We start from the raw sequence: 23,880 nt of genomic DNA, 5'->3' as shown, positions 1-23,880 counted from the left end.
CATCCCGGAGCGGAAGAATGAGCCCAATCCCTGTCGCAGCCGAGCAGGACCCCGGTAGCACCATCACCCTGCTGGAGTCCAGCGGCGGTTCGGGACTCGTGCGTCGGACCGTGCTGCCCGGTGGTCTGCGCGTTGTCACCGAAGCACTCCCGGGAACGCGTTCGGCCGCTTTCGGAATCTCGGCCACCAGCGGTTCCCGGGACGAGGACAGCGAGCACGCCGGAGCCGCGCACTTCCTGGAACACCTGCTGTTCAAGGGGACCCGCGAGCGGGACGCGCTGCGGATCTCCGCGCTGCTCGACGGGGTCGGCGCCGATCACAACGCCTACACGACCAAGGAGTCCACCACCTACTACGCGAAGGTCCTGGACCGGGACCTGCCGCTGGCCATCGACGTCGTGGGCGACATGGTGGCGAACTCGGTGCTCGACCCGAAGGAGGTGGAGACCGAACGCGGGGTCATCCTCGAAGAGATCGCGATGTACGAGGACGAACCGTTCGATCTGGTGGACGACGTCTTCGCCGCGCAGATCTTCGGTGACACGGCTCTGGGACGCCCGATCCTCGGCACCAACGACACCATCGGGGCGCTGGCCCGGGAACGGATCCTGGAGCAGTACCGGGCCGGCTACGTCCCCGGGGAGCTGGTGGTCGCGGCGGCCGGCAACCTCGACCACGACGAGGTGGTGGCGGGAGTCCGCTCGGTGTTTCGCGGGCTGCTCGACACCGCGGGCGACTCGGTCCCGGCGCTCCCCGGATCGGCGGCGCTCCGGTGGCCGTGCGTCCGGGAAGCAGGCTGCTGTCGCGGGACACCGAGCAGGCCCACCTCATCCTCGGGTGCGAGGGAGTGCGGCGGATCGATGAGCGCTGGTACGCGCTGCGGGTACTCGCCTCCGCGCTGGGCGGAGGCATGTCCTCCCGGCTCTTCCAGGAGGTCCGGGAGAGGCGCGGCCTGGCCTACGCGGTGCACGCCTACCACACCAGCTACGCCGATACCGGGATCTTCCAGGTCTACGTGGGGTGCCTGCCGGACAAGATCGACGAAGTACTGGGGGTCTGCCGTGCGGAGCTGGCCGCCGTCGCCGCCAACGGACTGACCGAGGAGGAGCTGGCCCGAGCCAAGGGGCAGATCCGGGGCTCCTGGGTGCTGGGCAGCGAAGGCAGTACCTCGCGCATGGGCCGCCTGACGATGCACGAACTCGGCTACCCGGAACACATCTCGCTCGACGACGACCTCGCCCTGTTCGACGCCGTGACGTCGGAGGACGCGGCCGCGGTCGCCGCTGAGGTCCTGGGCCGCCCCGAGATCCTGGCGGTGATCGGACCCTACGAGGAGGGGCGCCGGTTCTAAAGGCGGAGGCCCCGCTGCGGCGGGGAGCCGACACGAAACGGCCCGAACGGAGAGCATCCGCCCGGGCCGAACCGTGACCGGGTCCTCTACTGGCGCTTCCGCTTGCTCTGCACGGTGATCTGCTTCGGGCCCGACGCCTCGGCGGCGTTCTTCACCCGGACCTCCAGCAGCCCGTCGTCGATCTGCGCCTCGATGTCGTCGTCCTCCACGCCCTCCGGCAGGGTGATCTCCCGGCGGAAGGTGCCCCGGAACCGTTCGGAGGCGTAGTAGATGACGTCGGAGTCGTCCTGCCGACGCTCGCCCGCGATCGTCAGGTACCCGTGCGAGAGCGTCACCTCGCAGTCTTCGGGGAGCACTCCCGGCAGCTCGCAGCGGATGATCAGGTCCTGACCACGCGCGAGGATGTCCGTGGTCGGACTCCACGCGTCGGAGTACCCCCGCAACTGCGGCGAGCCGGTCTCCAGGTTGGTCATGGTCTCGGAGATCCTGTTCATCTCGCTCATCATGTCCAGGACTCCGCGGAAGGGGTTACCCCTTCTTCTCTTCGTGCTCACCGTCGTGTCCGTCCCTTCACTGTTCGCCGTCGTTGGCCTGCGGAGGGTTCTTCGCCGGCGTGCCCGAATCGGAGGCGGCGCCGTGACCCGGCGTGTACACGGCGGTGTCGCCTGAAGCATCGGCGACTGCGCCCGGGGCACTGGAACGGTCCGAGGGGACCGTCACCACCGGAGTGTAGGCAGACGGATGCTCGTCGCGCAGTGCCCTCACCAGGCCGAGGCAGACGAACATGAGGACGATCGCGAACGGTAGGCCGGTCACGATGGCTGCGGCCTGGAGCCCCTGCACCGCCGCTTGGCCGCCGACGATCAGCAGGACGACCGTGATCAGCCCCTCGGTGATGGCCCAGCCGGCCCGCTGCACCTTGATCGGGTGCGGGTCGCCGCCGTTGGTCAGCATGTCGACGACCAGCGAGCCGGAGTCGGACGAGGTGATGAAGAAGAGCGTCACCACGACGATGGCGAGGAGCGCGAGGAGAGCCAGAACGGGACCGGAGAGGCCAAGCTGGTTGAGGAGCATGTACGTCGCCTCCGCCTCGCTTTCGGCGGCGCCGATCATCTCGGTCTCTGGGCGGAACAGGTCCTGGAAGAGACCGGATCCGCCGAAGACTCCGAACCAGACGATGGTCACACCGACCGGGGCGAACAGCGTCCCCACGACGAACTGCCGGATGGTGCGGCCGTAGGAGATGCGGGCCAGGAACATCCCGACAAAGGGCGACCAGGAGATCCACCAGCCCCAGTAGAAGACCGTCCAGGCGGTCATGAACGCGTTCTGGTCCGCGTCGAACTGCTCGGTGGGGAAGGCCAGGCTCATGTCCACGAGGTTCTGCAGGTAGTCGCCGGTGCCGGTGACCATGAGGCTCAGCATCCACAGCTTCGGCCCGACAAGGAAGAGGAACAGCAGTAGGGCCGCCGCGAGCCAGAGGTTGATGACGGACAGCCGCCGGATGCCCTTGTCGATCCCCGCCAGCACGCTGACCACGGCGATCGCCGTGACCAGACAGATGATCGCGGTCTGGGTGAGCTGCGTGTTCGGAATGCCGAACATGCTCTCCAGGCCGGTGTTGATGTGCAGCGTACCCAGGCCCAGCGAGGTGGCCAGACCGAAGAGGGTACCGAAGACGGCGAGGATGTCGACGAGGTTGCCGACCCACCCGTAGATGCGGTTGCCGATGAGTGGGTACAGGGCCGCCGCGGGCCGCATGGGCAGGCCCTTGCGGAAGCAGAAGTAGCCCAGGGACAGGCCGAGCGCGATGTAGATCGCCCAGGGGTGGAAGCCCCAGTGGAACAGCGTGTACTGCATGGCGCTGCTGGCGTCACTGCCCTGGAGGTTCTCCGGGTCCGCGACGACGGCCGGGTCCTGGATGTGCAAGGTGGGTTCCGCGACACCGTAGAACACCAGGCCGATTCCCATGCCGGCGGTGAACAGCATGGCGAACCAGGCCCCGGTGCTGAACTCCGGCCGGGAGGAGTCCGGGCCGAGCCGGATCCGCCCGAACCGGCTGAGCATCGCCCACACCGCGAAGATCAAGAAGAACGTCGACGCGAGGACGTAGAACCATCCGAGGTTCGCCCCGATCCAGTCGCGCGTCGTCTCCGCCCCGGTCTGGAACCCCTCGGGGTTCACCAGACCCGCGATTATGAAGGCAAGGACGACCGCGCCTGAGATGAAGAAGACCGGTGGATTCGTATGCTCCTGTATATAGGACTTAGCCCGATTGATGACGACTCCTTCCCGAGCTCCGGACCATCCGTCCCGGTTTCCGCGACCGCCGGTCAAAGCGCTTCGCACATCAGGCGCCGTCCAAGCGCGAGCTCGCCGGCCGCCCGCCGGGGACCGTCATGGGTGCCGGATATCGAATTGTGTACGGCTAATCGCAGTCCTCAGATTAGGATCCTAAGCCCGAAGTCGCGGAAGTTCGGCGGATAAACGCCGTTTGGTTATCGTATATTGATCCGGTTGTGCGGGGTTTGGTTATCCAGGGCCGCCGTCCGGAACCGTGTGTATCCGGGAAGTCGCTCTTGGTCGCCGCCTGGGTCGTGTTGTGCAGGTGGCCCTCTCCTCGTATCGTGTCACAGCTGGCGTGCGAATACGAAGGACGAGGCAGGGAGCCTTCCGCATCGCCGCTGCGTAGAGGGCCTATGTAGGTAGCGGGGGTGCCCGCCCGGATGCGCCCCTGCCGGCGTGCGGTCGGCGGCGTCCGTCGCGGTCCGGCCCTTCCCCGGCTCCCTCCCGAAGAAAACGGACGGAAAAAAAGGAGAGCCGCCGGAAGTCCGTTGACTATTCACCGCGGGGGACGGAATTGGCCGATGGCGGCCACAATGACGTACGGCCACTGTTTTCCTGCTAATAGGGGCCGGCGCGTTCCTCGATTGGGGCCGCCGATATCAGCGGCGGCAAAGTGCCTGTGGACCGGGCCCGCACCCGAACACGGATACGGGCCCCGTTACCGGAGGACACGCGTCTAGGAACTGAAGTCCAGCCCCTCGGCGTCTTCACCCAGCGTCCGCTTCACGAAATCCGCGTTCTCGTTCAGCCAGACGCGGGCACCCTCCTGCTGGTCGTCGGAGTACTCGTTGATGATGGCCTCCTCAAGGCTCTCCAGCTCCGCCTCGGACATGGTGAACTCCTGCAGCCACCCGTTGAGTTCGGGGAAGTCCTCCGAGAAGCCGCCGCGGGCGACGGTGTGGATCTGCTCGCCCTCACCCAGCGCGCCCATCGGGTCTTCCAGGTCCTTGAGGTCGTAGTCCACGTAGGCGATGTGCGGGCGCCACAGGGTGACGACGATCGGCTCCTCGTTGGAGATCGCGCTGTCCAGCTCGGCCAGCATCGCCGGTGTGGAGGACTCGACGAGCTCGTAGTCGTCCAGTCCGTAATCGGGGATGACGTCCTCCTGGGTGCGCTGCACCAGGCCCGACCCTGCTTCGATCCCGACGATCTGGCTGTCGAAGAGGTCCGCGTTGTCGGGGAGGTCCTCGATGGAGTCGACTTCGTCGACGTAGGAGGGCACGGTCAGGTGCAGCGTCGCACCCTCGTACCAGACGCCGACATCCTCGATCTGCTCGCCGTACTGGTCCCAGTACTCACCATGCGTGTCGGGGAGCCAGGCGTCCATGAACACGTCGAGGTCCCCCTGCGCGATGCCCTGGAAGGTGGGGGCGACGTCGACGTCCTGCACGGTGACGTCGTAACCCTTCTCCTCCAGGAGCACCTGCCACATGTTGGTGACGGCGATGTTCTCGTCCCATGGGATGAGGGCGATGGTGACCGACTGCGCTTCACCCTCGCCCTCCTCGGGGCCGGTCGCCACACCGTCCCCGCCGTTGCAGGCGCTCGCCACGAGAGCCAGCGACGCCACCGCGGCCGCGAACCCCGTTATCCGGGCGGTACGGTTGATCGATCGCATGTTCTTTCCCTCTCTTCCTCTTCTCGCTGTTCTTCCCTGGCCTGTTGTGGAGAAAGAGAACGGGACGGAGGGGCGTCGCATTCTCATGTGTGCTGCCGCGGCACCGGAGGGGCCCGCGGCCCGCCCAGATCACCCGAGCGCCATCCGTTTCGCCCGCGCCGCCGGCGAGAACCGGGGAACGGCCGCCGTCAACCGGTCCAGGAAGATGGCCACGATCACCACCGCTATACCTCCCTCGAACCCGAGCACGATGTCGGCGCGGGCGATACCCGAGTAGACGACGTTGCCCAGGCCGCCGGCGCCGACCATGCCGGCGATGACCACCATGGACAGACTGAGCATGATGACCTGGTTGATACCGGCCATGATCGTCGCCAGGGCCAATGGCAGCTGGATCCCTCGCAGGACCTGGATGTCGGGCGCCCCGAACGCTTCGCCGGCCTCGACGAGCTCCTTGTCCACCTGCCGGATCCCCAGTTCGGTGAGGCGGACACCCGGCGGCATCGCGAACACGACGGTCGCGATGACCCCCGGGACCTGGCCGACACCGAAGAAGGCGATCGCGGGGATGAGGTAGACGAAGGCCGGCATGGTCTGCATGAAGTCGAGGACCGGTTTCAACAGCATGCTCACCCGGTCGCTGTACGCCGCGATGACCCCGATCGGAATGGCGAAGACCACCGCGACACCGGTGGCGACGAGCACCAGGGCCAGGGTGCTCATGGCCTCGGCCCACCGCTCCATGCTGATGACCAGCAGGAACCCAAGGACGGTGAAGACGGCGAGCCGCCACCCGGCGATGAACCACGCCAGCGAGGCGAAGATCAGCACGGCGAACAGCTCGAACTGGACGCCCACGATGTACACACCGATGAGGAGGAGCAGCCACGCACCGGTGACCCCGGCCGCCAGGATCCACTGGTGCCGCGACGCCGTCCGCACCGCGCTGGTGACGAGCAGGGCAGCGAGCAGCAGCAGGACGAGGACCAGCGGCGGGTAGACGTAGGCGGCCCCGAACAGGTTCATCGCCCAGATGAACAGCGCGCCCGGAAGCGAGCTGATGACGACCGTGACCGCGCCCGTGAGGGCTTCGAGAAGGACCAGCGCCAGGTACGCGGCCACCAGGACACCGACGAGCCGCAGCTGACCGCGGCGGATGAGGCCGATGGCGATGACCAGGCAGGCGATCAGGGTGAGCTGTGCGGCGGAAGGGTCGGTGAGGAACCCCGACAGCGCCGCCACGCTGCTGTCGATGACGTCGCCGATGATGTCGAACAGGGCGGCGAGGTTGTTCCGCAGCCAGTTGATGACGCTCTCGAACATCGCGCCGACCGGAAGCCGGGGGATGTCGATGGCATAGCCCGAGCCGTACGCGCTCATCGCGCCCCCTCTTCGCTCTCGACCGGCCGCTGCGTCGCGCCCGCGCCGGCTTCGGCGCGCGCGGGCGGTGAGCCGGCGGATATCCCGCTTCCGGCGCCGTCGCCGGAGGCCAGGGCAGCCAGCAGCGCGGTCCATGGAATGACACCGACGAGGTGGCCGGCGTCATCCACCACGGGCAGCGGGTGCGGGGTCACCGCGGACCGGTGGAACAGTTCGGCGACGGTGGTGTCGGGGTGCACCCGTTCGACGCCGGGGTCGACGAGACCGGTCAGATCGGTGGCGCCGGTGCGGCCGGCCTCGCCGATGGCGCCGTCCCGGACCACACCGACGAAGGTCTGGTCGCTTCCCACGACGAACGCCGAGGAGGTCTGGTTGTCCCGCATGGTGCGCAGTGCGGCGCGCGGGTCGTGGGCGGGGCCGAGCACCGCGGTCGGCGGCTCCATGACGGAGGAGGCCCTGAGTACGCGGCTGCGGTCGACGTCCTCGATGAACTGCGCGACGTATTCGTTGGCCGGAGCGTTGAGGATCTCCTCGGCAGTGCCGATCTGCGCCACGCGGCCGTCGCGCAGCATGCAGATGCGGTCGCCGAGCCGCATCGCCTCGTTGAGGTCATGGGTGATGAAGACGATCGTCTTGCCCAGCCTGGCCTGGAGCTGCAGCAGCTGGCTCTGCATGTCGCGCCGGATCAGCGGGTCGAGCGCGCTGAACGCCTCGTCCATCAGGATGATCTCGGTATCGGCGGTCAGCGCGCGCGCCAGACCCACGCGCTGCTTCATGCCGCCGGAGAGCTGCTCTGGGACGTGGTCCTCCCAGCCCTCCAGGCCGACCAGGTCGAGAGCGTAGCGGGCCTTCTCCCGCCGCTCCGCGCGCGGGACGCCGCGGACCTCGAGACCGTAGGCGGCGTTGTCCAGCACGGTGCGGTGCGGGAACAGCGCGAAGTGTTGGAAGACCATGCTGATGTGCCGGCTGCGGAGCCGCCGCAGCTCATTCGAGGGGAGGGTGGTGATGTCGGTTCCGTTGATCTCGACAGTCCCGGCGGTGGGTTCCAGCAGCCCGTTGAGCATGCGGATCAGCGTGGACTTGCCGGAGCCCGAGAGCCCCATGACGACGAAGATCTCACCGGCGTCGACCTCGAAGGACACGTCGATCACGGCCGCGGTGACGTTCAGCTCCCGGAGCTGGTCGCGGGGCCGTCCGTCGCTCAGCAGCTCGACGGCCTGGTCCGCACGTTTCCCGAAAACCTTGTAGAGCTTGTCTGCGCGTACTGCTGGCACGATCTCCTCTTTGCCCCTCCGGCCGCCGGGTACGGCGGCTCACCTGGATCGGCGGTGCCTTGCCCGTTGCTCCACGGCCGCGACCAGGGGATCACCCGATCGAGGCGCGGAATCTCGCGGAGTGGCCATGCCTTCTGCCCTCCGGGCCCCTCTGTGAGTCGGTAGATCGTTTCAGGCCACTACCTGGAGTTGCCTTGGGGTGCGTAGTCGCGGAATACGCGTCGGGCCCCGCCGAAAGGATGAAAACCGATCTACATCGCCTGAGTGCCCCCTGGTGCCCGAAGGTGTGACATCAGTCACAGTATAGATCGCTGCATGGCGCATCGTTGAAATACGCAGCAGCCCAGCTCAGCTCTACTACACAACGGTTTTTGCCGTGTGTCCACCATGCGGCTCCGGGGGAAAGCGCGATCCGGCCCGGGGAAAGCGGGCGAGGGCGCCACCCTGTGTGCCGGGGGCGGTACACAGAGAACCGCCGTGGCGCCCCGAGGGCAACGTTTGTGACGGAGAGTATTCACGTGGATTCTCTGGCGGTCATGGCGCCCCGGGGTGGTTGCCTCCAACGGTGACACAATCGTGTCGCTTTTGTCGTGTTCAGACGGTGCAGCGCCACTGCCGGCCCGTGTCCGGGGGCCTTCCGGGCCGCCCCGTGACCGGGAGACGCTACAGGCCGCCATGTAGCGGCCTCTCTCTGTCCACGCCGGCGCCCGGGACGCAGCATGGAGACATGCCCATTGGGCCTTTCCGACCGGCAAGAGGTGGGGAGATGTCGCTCCTGCACGCTGGGTTCGAGGAATTACCGCACCGCGTCGCCCCGAAACGGTTCACACTGTGGAGCCGTGCGCCGGGAGGCGGTCTTCACCAACCGATGTTCGTGGGGCTGTGCTACCCCGATAGGACGGTGGTCTACGCGCGGGGGAGACGCGGCGCATGCGGCCTGTTCTCCTCCCCTCAGATGGCACTGGCGACCCTGGGCCGCTGCTGGAGTCTCGAACTGGTGTGGTCCGAGGAGGAGGCCCCGCCGACGGCCCCGACCGCCGCGGAGCATGACCACCGGCTGCCAGGGTCGGTGGGGTGAATCCCGGCTCCCGGCCGGTGCGCGGACGTGTCCGGCAGGGGCTCGCCATGGGCAGCCTTAGGGCTGGAGCACTGAGTTCAGTTGCGTGGGCACGTGAGCCGGGCCCACACGATCTTGCCGCCGGGCAGCGGCTCGCATCCCCACCGCCCGCGCGTCAGCCGGTCCACGACCTGGCGGAGCCTGCGGGCATTCTCGGACAGCGGTTCGGGGGTACATGGACCGGGGAGCTCCGGGGAGGGGTCGATGACCCCGATCCATATCGAACCCGGTGGGCAGTAGGTGCAGGAGGATCCGGTCGCAGGGGCAGGCCACGGCATAGCGAACAGCGTTGGTGACCAGTTCGCTCGTCACTGTCTGGGCGTCCTCCGGCAGGGATGCCACCCCCCATCTGCGCGTGTGCTCGGCGACCAGGCCGCGGGCGATGTGGGGCAACTGATCGAGCGGCCGCTCAGGTTGGGTGAGGCGAAAGAGCCCAGCGAAGGGGGGCGACTAGGTGGTGACGCGGGGCGGCAGCTGTGCGCTGCCCGCCGACCGTTTCGGACGTCATCGTTCTTCACTGTTTCCGGATGAGTGAGGATTATTCCAGGGGTTGGTAGTCGAAGTCGTAGCTGAACGTGCGTGGACTCGCGATCGCCAGACCGTCGGGTGTGGGCCAGATGTCGGGGGCGGGAGAAACCACCAGGGTGCTGCGCTGGCCGTGGCACAGGTTCTCGGGGGAGGTGACGTCTCCGGTCTGGGCGTCGAGGAGGGTGATGATGCTGGGCTTCGAGGTCACGACTCCGCCCTCCTGCAGCACCAGGAGGTTTTCTTTTCGGATTTCGACGCGGACGAGCCGGAGCCGGCCGTGGTCGATGCCCGTGCTGTCCACCATGGCCTCCCCATGGCCGAAACCACCGTTCGTGCGGTGCTCGATGCCGCTGACCTTGCCGGTCATCAGCACACGGCTACCGAGATGGTCCAGCAGGGTGTGGACTCGGTCGACGGGCGCCTCGGCCAGTGCCCGCCCGATCCGCAGGGCACGCGAGACACTTCCGGGGGTCGCGATGCCCCTTGCTTGGGCACCGGTGAAGACACGGTCGGTTATGTTCGTGGCGCAGTCACGCGCCGCGTCCGTCGGATGCGGGACGTGTTCCAACAGGACGGCGTCCATGTTACGCAGGACCGTCTTGAGCCCGCGTTTCTCGATCAGGCCCGATCGGGTCGCGGGAGTCCTCGCGACATGCATGTTGATCATCTGCGCTTCGGGTAGAGCACGACCCGTTCCGTTCGCGTCGACGATGGGAAGGCCGGTGTGCGCCGCCCATTTCACCGGTGCGAGACCATTGCTCCCACCCACCTCTCCCGGCATGAGGGCGCAGACCCGTTTCCCGGTTTCCCACTCGATCATCTCCTGCAACCACATGCCCTCTCTGGAATCGCAGAGCTGCTTCTCCAGCAGAACATCGGGCGAATCGAACCTGCCACCCGGGATGATCAGTTCGTCATGGGGCACGTCCTCAAGAGAGATCATCTCAACGGGGCCCTTGTCCTCCACAGCTTGGAGGGCCGCAAGCAGCCCAGTACGGGTAGGACCTCCACGGCCCGCGCCGAGGATCGCCGTCCCCCTCGCGTAGACGGGGAGTGTGGTCTCGTCCAGTTTCATGGGACCTGAGTTTAGGGCGGTGCGGTGGAAGCGTTATTGGCGCTGTGCACTGTATTGCCTTTGATTCTTGTGCGGGGTGCACAACGCGGGATTGTCGATAGGTGCGCCGGATATCGGTTCCTCGGCGGTCTCCCTTTGAGATGCGGTTCGCAAAGAGGCTTCGCGCTTCGTGTCTGCGTGAATGTGGCCTCCCGGGACGCGGTGCGGCGGCGCTGTCGGTCTACCGGGCCGGCCGGTTCGCCGAATCCGGCCACAGCGGCGTTGAACAGCGGGCCCGTCTCCCAAGGAAGGGGAACGCGATCGTCGAATACGTGGATGGACCGGAAATTCGGCTGGCTTGAACACCAATAGCGCCCGGTCCGGAACACGCAATTTTTCCGGGGTGCGATACGGGGGCATATCATCCCATGGATACGATCACTGCTCCATGCCGAGGGTGCATTTTGTACCCCCAGTATTGACGTGTGCTTTCCTCTGGACGCGTGATAGTGAGGTGATCCCGGAGAATCCGGAGCGGGCGATGCGCGGCGAAGTACGCGAACCAGGAGGTCGGGAAAACCCTGTTCCCAGGATATAGGTGTGAAGCCCCAGGCGGAAGGCGAGGTGACTAAGCCCCGCGGGTTCCCGTGGAAGGCTCGATTCCGTCCCCGGGTCCCGACCTTCACCAGATCCTGGAGCAGGCGAGGAAGGCCGAAGCCGCTCTCGTTCTCGCCCGCTTCAGACATAGACAGGTCGAGTGAAACTCGCTGGATTCACCTCAGTGGCACATTACTCAACAGGCCGCGCGAAATGCTGTTGCTGTTGCTGATCGGCACGATCGGCTGCGCCATGGGAGCGCTCGCCGAACGCCGGAGCGGTCCTTTGTGCACACCCGAATGCACGTGCATCCCGTCTTGGCTGCTGGCGCCGCACCTGCGCTGGCTATGCGGGGGATCGTCCTGTCATCCCCTTTTTGCGAAAAACCCCACTGCGCGCCCCCGCCCCCGTAGGCTCGTGGCCGTGCTCGTGACACGCCTTATGCCAGAGCCGTGGCGCTGGCAGCACTTCCCCCGCTGTTTCCCCCAAGAGGTTCCGATGCCAGTAGTTATCGATGGCTATGGCCATCGAAATCCGCTCCGCACTGGTGCCCGCCTCCAATTGATATCGGTGCGGGGCTGTGTGGCATGGCCAGCGGCTTTCCCACGCTGGGGCGTCGCGTTCACACGTAGGGACGCCTGATGCTGCGTGGACGGGCTTGAACTCGTGGATCCGCGCTCTTTGGAACAGCCGCATCAATGACGTCCTGGCCGAGAACCGTTCTGGTTCCTTAGTTCCACAATTCCACAGGGAGTGAGGCCATGCAGAACCAAGACCAGGTCAGCATCGTCAAGGACTACGAGCGCGAGCCAGTCCCCGATGACATGCGCAAGAACTGGCTGCAGATGGGGGTCGTCTGGGTCGCGTCGGGATGACGATTGCCGCGTTTCTCCTGGGTGGCACCGTTGGGAGCGGGTTGCCGATCCGCGACGCGTTCATCGCGGTGTTCGCGGGTTCGCTCGTGCTCACGTTCGTCGCGGTATTGTCCGGGATGGTAGGGGCGCGAACGCACCTGTCCACCGCGATGATCTCCCGCTTCGCGTTCGGAGAGAAGGGCTCCTACCTGACAGCGCTCGTCCTCGCGCTGGGCAGCTACGGCTGGTTCGGTGTGCAGACGGGACTGTTCGGGGAGACCGCCTTCACGGTGTTCCAGCACGGCGGGTTCGAACCCCCGGTGCTCCTGCTGGTGTTTGTCGGCGGGCTGCTCATGACATCAACCGCGATCTTCGGCTACCGGGCCATAGAAAAACTCAGCCTGATCGCGGTGCCGGCACTGGTCATCCTCATGTTCGCATCGCTGGTCATGGTGCTCCGGGACAACCCGTGGGGCGAGCTGGTCGCCGCCCCGGTGCCTGGCGATCCGATGCCTATGGGCGTCGCCATCTCCATCGTCGCGGGATCGTTCATGGTGGGTGCCGTCGTCGCCCCCGACATCACCCGGTACGCGCGCAACTCGACGCATGCGGTGCTGGCCGCTGTACTGGGCTTCCAGGTCGGTAACGTCATCATCGTGTTCGTCGGGGCGATCCTCGCCCACGCGACGGGAGAGTCCGAGATCGTGCAGATCATGCTGACGCTCGGCTGGGGCGTCGTCGCGTTCCTGGTCCTGATCCTGTCGCAGTGGACGACCAACGACAACAACCTCTACTCGGCCGCACTCGCGTTCTCACTGGTCTTCCGCCGCTGGCCGAAGTGGAAGCTGACCGCCGTCGCCGGCGTCCTCGGCACGCTGCTGGCCATGGTCGGCATCCTCCAACAGCTCGAACCGTTCCTGCTCGCGCTGAGCGCCTTGGTTCCACCGATCGGCGGGGTGTTCGCCGCGGACTACTTCGTCGTCAACCGGCGCGTGTACCGTTTCGAGAACCTGAGCCGCGTGCCCGCGATCCGCCACGTCTCCTGGACAGCCTGGGTCTGCGGAAGCCTTGTGGCGTTCATGACTACCCCCGAGTTCCCGGGCCTGGGACTCTTCCAACTGACGACCGTCTCCGCGATCGACTCGTTCCTCGTGGCCTTCGTCCTACAACTCGTCCTCGCCAAGGCGTTCCAGCGCGGCGAATGGGGCAGCCTTACGTCGCCGGCGCCTCTCGAAGACCAGGCCGGACCGACGTCGAATCCCATCACATGACCGGCAACGTGAGGAGTAAACCCATGCGCATCGACTCGACGTAAGCAGAACCAACTCTGCTGCCGCCTGAAGTTGATGCGGCAACCATCGTTAGTCACGACCCGTGGCTTTCCGCGATCGGCCGTGGCTTAGCGGCAGTCACGATCTAAGGAGAGCCACGGGTCTCTTACGTCCCACGGCAACCGCCACACCCGGATCGAAGCGAATGATCACACCAGCCGATCCCCAGCGGAAGAAGACATCGGGCACCACCGCACGGTAGATCTTGCCCTCGCGGGTGGGGTGCGCAGTGACATTCCTGCCCACAACCGGGTGAGCTCGGTGCGACAGAACCGGCGATCGGCCAGTCGTCCTAACTCGACACGGGCGCATCCACACCCGCATGCCACCTCGACCGGGATACCTTGCGCTTGCGTGGTCTTGGATGTTCACACGTTGCTCAGCGGGCCAGCGGCTTTCACGCGCAGCCGAATGGCCGGCTCCCGGAGATACGTCAGCGGGATCTCGTCGATGTCCACGATCTCGACGGCGGACGGCTCGGCCCCTGCGGCCACCGCGTTGTCGATGGCGGCCTGCCGGGCTACCTCTATGACACGTGCTCGCCCTCCTGTTCCGGCCCCAATCTCCACAATCTGGTCGACCTGCCCGCTCACCGTGCCGATGGCAGCGCCGATGGCGTTGGCCACGTCGTAATCGTCGGGCCGGACGATCTTGCTGACCCCGGGCAGAGCGTCGGGCAGGAGGACGCTGCCCCCACCGACAGCAACGAGCGGGACGTCGCCACGCGCGACCTTGACCCGATCCACGGCCTCGGCGAGTTCGTGGTCGGAGCGGGACAGCGCCTCGCGCAGCAAGGACGCCGAGGTATCCGGTGGTATCCGGTCGCCGATCCGGGCACGCCCCTCAACAGCGGCGGCATCGGTCAGGGTCGGGGTGTCACCGCCGAAGGTGAGCGCGCAGTGCAAAAGGTCGTGGCCGACACTCTGCGGACCGAGCTGGACGGTGCCATCCTCCGCGCGCCGCACGATCGTGCCGCCGCCAATCGCGATGCTCACCAGGTCGGGCATGCGGAAGTTGGTGGCGACCCCGCCTACCTCCACACCAAACGTCGACTCGCGTGGGAAGGACTGAACGAGCGCGCCGACGTCGGTGGAGGTGCCGCCGATATCGATGACGAGGGCATCGGACAGGTCGCTCAGGAAGGCGGCGCCCCGAAGGCTGTTGGCCGGCCCGCTGCCGATGGTCAGCACCGGTGTGCGCTCCGTGAAGTCCAGGCTCATGAGAGTGCCGTCGTTCTGTGTGAAGTACGGAACGACGTGGTCGAGGTCGAAGCTGGCCAGTGCGTCCTCGATGGCCGCCACGATCTTCCGGGCCACGTGGCCCAGCGCCGCGTTGATGATGGTGGCGTTCTCCCGCTCCAGCAGGCCCAGGGAGGCGATCTCGTGGGAGAGTGAGAGAGGGATGTCGCCGAGTTCTCGGCGGACGATGTCGCGGGCGAGTAGCTCGTGGCGGGGCGAAACCGGGGCGAAGACGCTGGAGATGGCCACCGCCTCGGCCTTTCCGGCGATCTCCTCGCAGAAACGGGTGACCTCATCGGCGTCGAAGGGGACGCCGTCGCTTCCGTTGAGTTCGACCCCGCCGCGCACGATCCGTGACCCGACCGACACGTGCTGGTGCAGGTCTTCGGGCCAGCCGAACATCGGCCGCACCGCGACCGAGGCGGGGGCCCCGATCCGGATCACCGCGACCCGGCGCAGGTCGCGACGCTGCAGCACGGCGTTGGTCGCGTGGGTCGTGCCGAGCATGATATGGCCGACGCGTGTGGCATCGACACGGGGGTTGGCCAGCACTTCGCCTAGCGCCCGGCGGATACCGGAGGTGATGTCGATGGTCGTGGCCACCTTCGCCTTGGCCACCGGCGTCGAGGAGGTGTCGAGGGCGACGGCGTCGGTGTTGGTGCCACCGACGTCGATCCCGATACGCAGATCCTGTCGAGCGCTGGCGGGCTGGGGGATGCCGGTCGTCACAGTGCGACCTCCGAGGCGGACGATGGCAGGCATGCTTCCAGGGGCTCGTAGTCGAAGTCGTAGCCGAACGCGCGCGGACCTGCGACCGCCAAGCCTTCGGGTGTGCGCCAGATGTCGGGGGATGGTAGGGCAACCAGGGTGACGCGCTGGCCGTAGCGCACGGTGTCGGTGAAGATGACGTCTCCGGTCTGGGTGTCGAGGAGGGTAATGATGTCGGGCACCGAGGCCAGGACATGGCCTTCTTCCAGCGCGACGAGATTCTCGTTCTGGATCTCTACGCGGACGAGTCGATCACGGTCGGCGCCGACCCCGTCGATTAGGGCCTGCCCGCGGACGAGCCCGCCCGTTGTCTGGCGCTCGATGTCGCTGACCTTTCCGGTGATCACAACACGGCCGTCCAGGTGATCCAGCAGAGCACGAATCCGGTCTCTCGGCGCGTCCGCCAACACCTGCCCGATCCGTAGGGCACGCGCGACACTGCCTTTGATCGCGGCGCGTCTGGCTTGGGCTCCGGTCAGGACATAGTCGACCAGGGCGAAGAAACCCCCCAACGCCACGACCGCCGCGCGGCTGGCGTGTTCCAGCCAGACGGCATCCATGTCCTGGAAGACGAGTTCGCGGCCGTGTTCGTCGACCGCGACCGCCGGCGTGGCGGGAGTGCCGGCGACGTTCATGCTGACCATTTGAACCTCGGGCAGGGCGCGCCCCATCCCGTCAGCGTCTAGGACGGGGAGTCCCGCGTGGACTGCCCAGATCACCGACAGCAGGGCATTGGAGCCGCCGATCTCGACAGGCATCAGGGCGGTGACCGGCCTTCCGATCTCGCGCTCGATCATCTCCCGCAGCCATACGCCCTGCTCGGGATTGCCAAGTTTCTCCATCATGATGTCAGGGGATCCCAGACCCCCGGCGGGGCGACCAGTTCGTCGTCGGAGAGGTCGTCGAGGGAGACCACCTCGACGGGGCCCTTGTCCTGCACGGCTTGGAGGGCGGCCAGCAGTCCAGGGTGCGTGTGGCCTCCGCCTCCTGCGCCGAGGATCGCCGCGCCTTTCGCATAGACGGGAAGTGTCGTTTCGTCCAGTAGCACGGGTCAAAGTGTAGAGGCGGAGCGATTGCTGGTCATGGGGGCGAGTGCACGATATTTGGCGCACTTTTGGGCAACGAGCACAACCTGTACTGCGATTGTCACAGACGACAAGATCCAGCGTTCGGGCTGAGTGTTTTCACGTTTACTCGCGCCTGAGCCTGGCCCACACGATCTTGCCGTTGGGGAGCGCCTCCCATCCCCACTGCCCGTCTGTCAATTCATTCACGATCAAGGAAAGTCCGCGCCCACTATCGGTCAGTGAGTCCGAATCGCCGGGGCCGGGAGGCTCTGGGGAAGGGTCGACAATCCCGATCCATATCGAGCCCGGTTCGGGGAGTAGGCTTAGCAGGACCTGGTCAGAGGGGTACAACACGGCGTGTCGAACGGCGTTGGTGACCAACTCGCTGGTTACTGTCTGAGCGTCATCGATCAAGAACGCCGTCCCCCACTTGCGGAGCTGCTCCGTGACCAGTCGGCGGGCGATGCTGGGCAGCCGGTCGAGCGGACGGTCTTGCTGGGTGAGACGAAAGGTGGCGGTGTGGGGGGCAACAAGGTCGCGGTTTGGGAGGATGGCATCGTTGCGCTGCCCGTCGACCGTTTCGAACATCATCGTTCTTCACCGTTTCGGGAAAGTGTGAGTAGTTCCAGGGGCTCGTAGTCGAAGTCGTAGCCGAACGCGCGCGGGGCTACGAGTGCCAAGCCCTCGGGTGTGCGCCAGATGTCGGGGGAGGGAAACGCTACAAGGGTGCCGCGTTGGCCGTAGCGTATGGTTTCGGTGAAGATGACGTCTCCGGTCTGGGTGTCGAGCAGGGTGATGATGTCGGGCACCGAGACCAGGACCCCGCCTTCTTCCAGTACGATGAGGTTCTCGTTCTGGATCTCTATGCGGACGAGTCGGCCGCTGTCGACGCCGACCCCATCGATGAGCGCGTGTCCGCGGACGAAACCACCGGATGTGTGGCGTTCGATGTCACTGACCTTTCCGGTGATGATGACCTGGCCACCCAGGTGGTCCAGCAGTGCGCGGATGCGGTCAGCAGGTGCGTCGGCCAGCACCTGTCCGATCCGCAGTGCGCGCGTGACACTGCCCGCGATCACCGCCGTCCGAGCCTGGGCACCGGTGCAGACATAGAGCGCGTTGCCGGCAGAACCGCCGAAAGCGACCACCATGGAACGTGCGCAGCGCTCGTGCCGCAGCGCGTCCAGATTACGGAGCATCACCTTGTGTCCACGCTCATCGATGAGCGCCGATGGAGACGGCGACACGCCCGCGACGTTCATGCTGAACATCTGCGCCTCGGGAAACGCGCGTCCCATTCCGTCGGCGTCGACGACGGGAAGTCCGGTATGCGCCCCCCAGATCACCGGCGCGAGAGCGTTCTGCCCGGCGATCTCGGCCGGCATGAAGGCACAGACTCGCTTCCCGGTTTCGCGTTCGAGTATGTCCCGCATCCACGCGCCCATTTCGGGGTTGCCGAGCTTCTCTTGACTGACATTGGGTGAACCCATCAGGCCCGCCGGGACGATCAGTTCGTCGTCCGGAACGTCGTCGAGGGAGATCACCTCGACAGGCCCCTTCTCCTCCACAGTCTCGAGGGCCGCTAGGAGTCCGGGGCGTGTGCTGCCCCCGCCCCCTGCGCCGAGGATCGCCGCGCCCTTCGCGTAGACGGGGAGTGTGGTCTCGTCCAGCCTCATGGGCCTTGAGTTTAGGGCGGTGCGCTGGAAGCGTTATTGGCGCTGTGCACTGTATTGCCTTTGATTCTTGTGCGGGACGCACAACGCGGGATTGTCGATGGGTACGCCGGATATCGGTTCCTCGGCGGTCTCCCTTTGGGGTGCGGCTGCGCAAGGGGGCATCGCGCTTTGTGCCCGCGTGAATGTTGCTTCCCGGGGGGCGATGTGGAGGCGCCGCTGTCGTCTCCCGAGCCGGCCGGTTCGCCGGATCCGGCCACAGCGGTGTTGATCAGCGGGTCCGTCTCTCATGGAAGGGGGAACGGTTATCGAATACGTGGGTGGACCGGAAATTCGGTGGGCTTGAACGCCAATAGCGCCCTGCCCGGAATGCGCAATTTGCCTGGGTCGTGATGTGCGGAGCCGGCTTCCCGGCGGGCTAACCATTACCCCCGTTCCATGGGTACGTTTTATACCTGCGGTGGGGATACGTGTGCCCCTCCCGTAAAGCTCACGGGTGTCCGGTGGGAACAGTTCCGCCTTATACGACGACTCCGAGGTCCTGGGCGAGGCGTCGGGTGTCTTCCCGCAGGACCGCGCTTCCCGAGGCGGTCAGCTCCGACACCGTGGAGTGCGCGAACACGTTGAACCGTGTTGTTTCCGGGGATTCGGTGTAGGACCGGTTGAGCAGGTACACGACGGCCACGTTGTCGCGGCGCAGGCTGTGCGCGCGGGCGGCCTCGATCAGGTGGAAGCTGCGGCGTGTGGCCGAGGGGATCGAGGCGGGCTCGATACGGTTGGCGGCGGCCACGGCCTCGTCGGCGCGCATAAGGTCGGTGTGGATCGTTACCGCGTAGGCGTCCACCATGCCTGGCCGAAGATCAGGAACGGGTGGACGTAGGAGGCACCCAGCGCCCGCGCAGCCCGATTGGCTCGTTCCCAATAGCGCCATGCGGGCTCCGATAGCCCTTCCCGTGCGAAGGAGAGCGCCGCCGCCAGTTGCAGCAGCCCCCAGCGGGCGAGGTCCTCGGCCCCCGATTCTGGCCGCAGGAGGGCGGCGGCGCGCGTGGTCAGATCGAGCCGGGCCTCGTGGCGCTGGCCGCTGTCGCGAAGGACGTGGCTCATGTACCAGGCGGCGACGGCGATGGCATGGGGGTCGTCGGCGTCTTGTGCGGCCTGCATAGCGCGGTCGCCCGCCAGCATGACGAGCCCGGGCACCGGCTGGAAGCTCAGGTAGAGCTGGGTCAGGTGGTAGGTCTGCGCGAGCGCGGAGAGAACATGGCGCTGGTCGGCATGGTCGCGGACGCGGGACGCGCGCCTCAAGTCGGACAGCAGGGCGGGAAGTACGGTGGCGATGCGGGTCCGCTGGTTGGGGCTGTGGTGCCATAGCCGCCACGCCTGCCGGACGCGCTCGCACAGGTCATCCGTCCCGCCCTCGCTGGTGCTCGCCTGGTCGAGCGGGTAGGCGGTCAGCGATTCGGCGACCGTGAAAACAGCCGCGTGAGGTGGACTGATGCGGGTGGGTACGGAGAGTCCGCTTTCACCGGTCAACTCGCCGAGGTCGTTGACTCCGAGCACGCTGGCCAGTTGCAGGAGCAGCGGGAGGCGGGGCATCTTCAGCCGCCCTGCCTCGATCGCCTTGACCCACTCCGCCGAGCGTCCGACCAGGTTGCCCACGGTTGCCCGGGTTTGGCCATTGCGCTCGCGCAACCGCCGGACGCGCTGACCAAAGGTCAGTGAGCTCCGCTGAAGACCATTACCGGACATGCTGCTCTCTCCCCGTAGCTGCGGCGAGGCCGCTGAATCTGTGCGGTTCGGATGTGTCCGAACGCGCCCACGGCGCGAGGACGTGGACCTACGAACAGAGCCTAGGAAGAGGGGCCGCTCTAAGGTACGGTCACGCCGCATCGAGCTGACCGGTGCCTTTGTGCATCCGGCACAATCACCGACGCGACCAGCGGGACGTCGGGAAAGGGCGGGCGAACTTCAGCACAGTTTCCAGGCCCGGCATGCGAGGTGGACGGCCAGGCGCTGGTTGGGGTCGTCCAGGTCGGCGTCCAGCAGCGAGAGGATGCGTTTGATCCGGTAGGACACCGCGTTGCGGTGCAGGTTCAGCGCCGTGGCCGTGGGTGCCACAGCGCCCTGGTTGTCCAGGTAGACACGCAGTGTGTGGATCATCATCGAGGCTTTGTCCGGGCCCTCCTGTTCCAGGGGGGCCAGCAGGTCGCGCACTGCCGCGCGTGCTGTCTGGGTGGTGTACCACTCCACCAGCGTGCGGTGCAGGCCCAGGTCGTCGAAGAGGACGACTGGCGAGGACTGGTTGGAGGCGAAGCTGTTTCCGGTGATGAGCGTCGATCGGGCCTCGGCCCATGAGGAGCGCAGGCCCTCGACGCTTTCGTGGACTCCGCCCACGCCGCAGCGGATGTGGCGGTCCGGCCAGCGCCGCCGCAGCTCACCATGGACCGTTGCCGCGGCGGTGCGCAGCGCCTCAACGTCCCGATCCGCGGGCTCCCGCTTCCACGTGCGGATCAGGACCGGCGCGTGGTCGGCGTAGGCCAGGTGCCAGCCCGTTCCCTCTCCCAGACCGGTGCTGCGGCCCGCGCGCCCCACAGCCTGCATGACGATGGCGCCAAGGGTCTCCAGGAATGCCGCACCGGTGACCGCGTCGAGATCGGTGGTGTCGACCTCGACGATTACGGTGGCGTGCCAGGCATCGACTCCCAAGCCGAGCGAGCGTGCACGGGGCAGGAGCTCGGCCAGATACTGTGGCCCGGCCACCAGGATCTCACCGAGCAGCTGTGTCTGTGAACGGATGGGGAGTTCCGAGGCCCTGCGGCTGTAGGCCACGGCCCGAGAGGCGGACTCCGCTGTCAGGCGGATGACCAGCCGGGCGAGCTGGTCCGCCATGGTGGATGGGTGGGGGGCCGCCGTCACGTGGTCGACTTCGATGCCGTCCACCCTCACGGGGGCGCTCAGCTCGCCCGGTTCGGGCTGGCGCGCCGCGATTGCCTGCCCGCTGGCTGCGGAGGCCAGTTCGCACAGTCGAGCGGTTGCGACCCCGCCGCTCGGCGCTTCGTCGACCGCGTTGGCGAGCACGTCCGCGGTATGCACGGCCCGGCTCAGGGCCTCGGCGGCCCCGGCATCCATCGCCCGTCCGATGTCGACGATCAGACCTCCGAGAGAGATATCAGCGGGTACGCACCCCAGCGCCATCCGGGAACGCTTGGCGACCCGGACGCTGCTGCGCGGTATGTCCTCGGGCTGCAGTCCGCTGAAGAGCACGATGGAGGCGCCGCGCTCAGCCGCGGTACGGCACCAGATGTCGAGCTGGTAGCCGTAGGCCTCATCGGCGAGTACCGGTGTGAGGAGGACCAGGCTGTCCCTCGGCACCATGGGCAGCCGCTTGGCGTCATCCAGCACAGCCACACGGGACACGACCCGCCGCGTGTCGTGTCCCGTGACCAGCGATATAACCTCAAGGCCAGGACTCGACAGAAGCTCCGGAAGGTTCGCCATAAACAGTAAGTCTGCACCACACCGACAGCAGGAGGAGAACGTACTGTGTTTCTGTTCCTATAGACACATATGTATTTTTCGGCGAGCTATATAAACGTCTCCCGAGTGATTTCTCTCCCGGCCGGAACGGTCTTCCGGTCGTAGGAACAGTTCTCCCGGAGGCCCGTCGGGCGCCACGAGGGTGCTCCGAAAGCCGCGGCCGTCCGGACCGCGCTTTTTCGTCGCCTCCAGCAGCGGTATCAGATCCCTTCCCTCAGCCATAGGAAGACTTGCCCGAACAGTGTTCTACCTATCTTCCGGCGGGATCCGAGGGAATGGTCGAGGGGCGCGGGGGTGGGGGCAGGCCAGCCGCCGGGGCGGAAACGTGGTGTCCATGGCGGTGGGCCCGCGCGTTGAGACCGACTGGCCTGTCCGTAGCACGGCTGAGTTGCCCTATCGGCGAGCGGGGCATCGGCGTGGCCGTACGCTCAGGGCGCGAAGCGCGCATGCGGGGTGAGCGGGCGGAACGGAGCAGGGGCGTCCCATCGACGACGAGACGCTGATGCAGACCGGACCGAGCATGATCCCCGGATCGAGCCCGGACGCCGATGTCGTGGCGAGCCGTGCTGACGACCTTCGACAACGACGAGTACATCACCGCAGCACTACGCGAAGGGCAGCAGGCTACCTGCTCAAGGACACCGATCCCGACCGACTGGTCCATGCGGTGCGGCTGCTGTCCGCGGGCAGCGCCGTCTTCTCCGCTGCGGTGGTCAGGAACGTCATGGAGGGCCACCTGCCCCGGCTGCGCGGATGCCGCCCGCAGCCGGGGACGGGCTCTCCGGCTAACGCGCGGCCGCGAGAAGGTGGTAGAGCAGCAGCAGTTGCGTGATGGCCAGCGGTTCGCTGCGTCCCTCCTCACCGAGGGACCCCAGCGCGTTCGGGAGTTCGGCGTCGATGCCGAGCTGGGACCAGATCGCCTTCTCCACCACCCGGCTCTGCTCGCGCGGCGCGTAGCCGTGCACGTGCAGCATGTCCACCGGCCGCCCGTCCGCCTCCCGGACGAGTTTGAGATGGATCGTCTGCTGGTCGACCCATTCCGGTATGCGCGTGAGGTCGGGGTGGGGGATCATCGGGCGCAGTGTGAGCTCGGCCGACAGCGGTGTGGTCGGCGGATCCTGGCGCTCGGCGACAGGGGCGAACCGCACGACGATGTCGGCGTACTTCCGCTGCGGCCGGATGAACTCCGCCGACTCCGGTTCACGCTTCTCCAGCTCGGCGAGCACCTGTTCGGGCTGGTAGCCGCGCTTGGTCGAGTCGCGCCGCACCTTCCAGTCGCGGCGGATCTCCTCCGGAGGGTCGAGGTAGACCGTGGCGTCGAAGCATGCGCGACTCAGCTTCGTGTGCAGCGGTAGCAGCCCTTCGACGATGACGAAGTCGCGGGGCTCGATGAGCTCGGGCCGGGCCAGGGCTCCCGTGGAGTGGTCGTAGACCGGTTTCAGGATCGGCTGCCCCAGGGAGAGGAGCTGCAGGTGCTGCTCCATGGTGTCGATGTAGTTGCACTTCGGGTGCAGCGGTGTGAACGGGAGCTCCGCACGCTCCGCGCGGTCGAAGCGGTGGTAGTCGTCGACGCAGATCGAGGTGATGCGTTCGGCCCCCAGAGCGCCGACAAGCCCCGCGGTGAGGGTGGTTTTCCCGCTGGCGCTGTCACCGGCGATCGCGAGCATGACCGGTCGGCGGTTCCGGCCTCCCGGAATATCGGCGCGGTGCATGCGTAGCATCTTGTCGGGCATGTCAGCCCCTTTCCTTGGTCGACGTCCGCCGCGGACTGCCGGCCGCGGCCGAGGCGGCGGTGGCGACCGCCTCCGGTGTCAGGCCGAGTTCTCGCATCAGGACCGGCCCGGGCGCGCTCGCGCCGAAGTCGTCCAGTCCGACCACGCGGTCCCCGGGCCGGGCGAGCGCGTGCCACCCGGTGGTGGATCCGGCCTCGATCCACACCGCCGGGCAGTCGGCCGGGACGGGGGCGCACCCCGCGTCGAGCCGGTCCCGGAACCGCTCCCGCCAGGGCACCGACACCACGCGGGCCGCAAGACCGTCTTCGGCGAGCAGCTCCGCGGCGGCCAGTGCCACGGCGACCTCGGATCCCGAAGCGGCGAGAGCGACGTCCGGCACCCCCTCGCAGTCCCGCACCGTCCAGGCGCCGTTCGCGA

General features: G+C 66.9%; 17 protein-coding genes and 2 pseudogenes. 3 read left to right on the top strand and 16 right to left on the bottom strand.

Going from position 1 to position 23,880, the window contains the following annotated elements; all coding sequences use genetic code 11:
• The first annotated feature begins 17 nt into the window (after nucleotides 1-17).
• A pseudogene (locus VS93_RS15290) lies at nucleotides 18-1,351 on the top strand (M16 family metallopeptidase).
• Nucleotides 1,352-1,437: 86 nt separating this feature from the next.
• On the opposite strand, the gene VS93_RS15285 reads toward VS93_RS15290, so the two are convergent.
• The 5 genes from VS93_RS15285 to VS93_RS15265 form a co-directional block, all read right to left on the bottom strand.
• Entirely contained in the window at nucleotides 1,438-1,857 is a 420-nt protein-coding gene (locus VS93_RS15285; protein ID WP_046470594.1) for an Hsp20/alpha crystallin family protein, read from the bottom strand.
• Between the two features lie 64 nt (nucleotides 1,858-1,921).
• On the bottom strand, nucleotides 1,922-3,577 hold the full coding sequence (locus tag VS93_RS15280; RefSeq protein ID WP_394298825.1) for a BCCT family transporter: 1,656 nt from the start codon (nucleotides 3,575-3,577) through the stop codon (nucleotides 1,922-1,924).
• Between the two features lie 796 nt (nucleotides 3,578-4,373).
• The gene (locus VS93_RS15275; RefSeq protein ID WP_046470593.1) at nucleotides 4,374-5,315 is read right to left on the bottom strand and encodes a glycine betaine ABC transporter substrate-binding protein; all 942 of its coding nucleotides are present in this window, start codon (nucleotides 5,313-5,315) and stop codon (nucleotides 4,374-4,376) included.
• A gap of 129 nt (nucleotides 5,316-5,444) precedes the next feature.
• On the bottom strand, nucleotides 5,445-6,695 hold the full coding sequence (locus tag VS93_RS15270) for an ABC transporter permease (RefSeq protein ID WP_046470592.1): 1,251 nt from the start codon (nucleotides 6,693-6,695) through the stop codon (nucleotides 5,445-5,447).
• On the bottom strand, nucleotides 6,692-7,969 hold the full coding sequence (locus VS93_RS15265; protein WP_046470591.1) for a quaternary amine ABC transporter ATP-binding protein: 1,278 nt from the start codon (nucleotides 7,967-7,969) through the stop codon (nucleotides 6,692-6,694). Before VS93_RS15265 ends, VS93_RS15270 begins: the two co-directional genes overlap by 4 nt.
• A gap of 766 nt (nucleotides 7,970-8,735) precedes the next feature.
• Here VS93_RS15265 and VS93_RS15260 point away from each other — a divergent pair.
• Nucleotides 8,736-9,047, top strand: a complete 312-nt coding sequence (locus tag VS93_RS15260; RefSeq protein WP_156184855.1) for a hypothetical protein — start codon at nucleotides 8,736-8,738, stop codon at nucleotides 9,045-9,047.
• A gap of 577 nt (nucleotides 9,048-9,624) precedes the next feature.
• Here the strand turns inward: VS93_RS15260 and VS93_RS27050 are convergent.
• Nucleotides 9,625-10,689 (bottom strand): DUF917 domain-containing protein, encoded by a 1,065-nt coding sequence (locus VS93_RS27050; protein WP_082126912.1) that lies wholly within the window; start codon nucleotides 10,687-10,689, stop codon nucleotides 9,625-9,627.
• 1,447 nt (nucleotides 10,690-12,136) lie between these two features.
• Between VS93_RS27050 and VS93_RS15250 the strand changes: the two genes are divergently transcribed.
• The gene (locus VS93_RS15250; protein ID WP_201776655.1) at nucleotides 12,137-13,390 is read left to right on the top strand and encodes a cytosine permease; all 1,254 of its coding nucleotides are present in this window, start codon (nucleotides 12,137-12,139) and stop codon (nucleotides 13,388-13,390) included.
• A gap of 428 nt (nucleotides 13,391-13,818) precedes the next feature.
• On the opposite strand, the gene VS93_RS15245 is transcribed toward VS93_RS15250, so the two are convergent.
• From VS93_RS15245 to VS93_RS33020, 10 genes and pseudogenes are all read right to left on the bottom strand, one after another.
• Nucleotides 13,819-15,417: a hydantoinase/oxoprolinase family protein gene (locus tag VS93_RS15245; protein ID WP_236700568.1), complete on the bottom strand. Its 1,599-nt coding sequence runs from the start codon at nucleotides 15,415-15,417 to the stop codon at nucleotides 13,819-13,821.
• A complete protein-coding gene (locus tag VS93_RS33030; protein ID WP_338022750.1) occupies nucleotides 15,414-16,016 on the bottom strand; it encodes a DUF917 domain-containing protein in 603 nt (200 codons plus the stop codon). The genes VS93_RS15245 and VS93_RS33030 overlap by 4 nt, the downstream gene beginning before the upstream one ends.
• Nucleotides 16,017-16,079: 63 nt before the next feature.
• Nucleotides 16,080-16,504, bottom strand: a pseudogene (locus tag VS93_RS33025) (S-methyl thiohydantoin desulfurase domain-containing protein); the annotation flags it as partial.
• Nucleotides 16,505-16,646: 142 nt separating this feature from the next.
• Nucleotides 16,647-17,114 carry an ATP-binding protein gene (locus VS93_RS15235; protein WP_052745782.1) on the bottom strand — a complete coding sequence of 156 codons (468 nt, stop codon included), beginning with the start codon at nucleotides 17,112-17,114 and terminating at the stop codon, nucleotides 16,647-16,649.
• Nucleotides 17,111-18,199: a DUF917 domain-containing protein gene (locus VS93_RS15230; RefSeq protein ID WP_046470589.1), complete on the bottom strand. Its 1,089-nt coding sequence runs from the start codon at nucleotides 18,197-18,199 to the stop codon at nucleotides 17,111-17,113. The genes VS93_RS15235 and VS93_RS15230 overlap by 4 nt, the downstream gene beginning before the upstream one ends.
• A gap of 517 nt (nucleotides 18,200-18,716) precedes the next feature.
• Nucleotides 18,717-19,043, bottom strand: coding sequence for a hypothetical protein (locus tag VS93_RS31760; RefSeq protein WP_236700567.1), 327 nt, complete (start codon nucleotides 19,041-19,043; stop codon nucleotides 18,717-18,719).
• Complete coding sequence (locus VS93_RS15225; protein ID WP_236700566.1) at nucleotides 19,022-19,942, bottom strand: helix-turn-helix domain-containing protein; 921 nt, start codon at nucleotides 19,940-19,942, stop codon at nucleotides 19,022-19,024. Before VS93_RS15225 ends, VS93_RS31760 begins: the two co-directional genes overlap by 22 nt.
• Before the next feature lie 219 nt (nucleotides 19,943-20,161).
• Nucleotides 20,162-21,601: a PucR family transcriptional regulator gene (locus tag VS93_RS15220; RefSeq protein WP_162231688.1), complete on the bottom strand. Its 1,440-nt coding sequence runs from the start codon at nucleotides 21,599-21,601 to the stop codon at nucleotides 20,162-20,164.
• Between the two features lie 914 nt (nucleotides 21,602-22,515).
• Nucleotides 22,516-23,463 carry a phosphoribulokinase gene (locus VS93_RS15215; RefSeq protein WP_046470587.1) on the bottom strand — a complete coding sequence of 316 codons (948 nt, stop codon included), beginning with the start codon at nucleotides 23,461-23,463 and terminating at the stop codon, nucleotides 22,516-22,518.
• A 1-nt stretch (nucleotide 23,464) separates the two neighbouring features.
• On the bottom strand, nucleotides 23,465-23,842 hold the full coding sequence (locus VS93_RS33020; RefSeq protein ID WP_394298824.1) for a transketolase-like TK C-terminal-containing protein: 378 nt from the start codon (nucleotides 23,840-23,842) through the stop codon (nucleotides 23,465-23,467).
• Nucleotides 23,843-23,880 lie beyond the last annotated feature (38 nt).

It is taken from the genome of Allosalinactinospora lopnorensis (genome assembly GCF_000981225.1).
Classification (GTDB): Bacteria; Actinomycetota; Actinomycetes; order Streptosporangiales; family Streptosporangiaceae; genus Allosalinactinospora; species Allosalinactinospora lopnorensis.
Note: the sequence above shows the minus strand (reverse complement) of the source record. Positions and strands in the feature narration are given on the sequence as shown.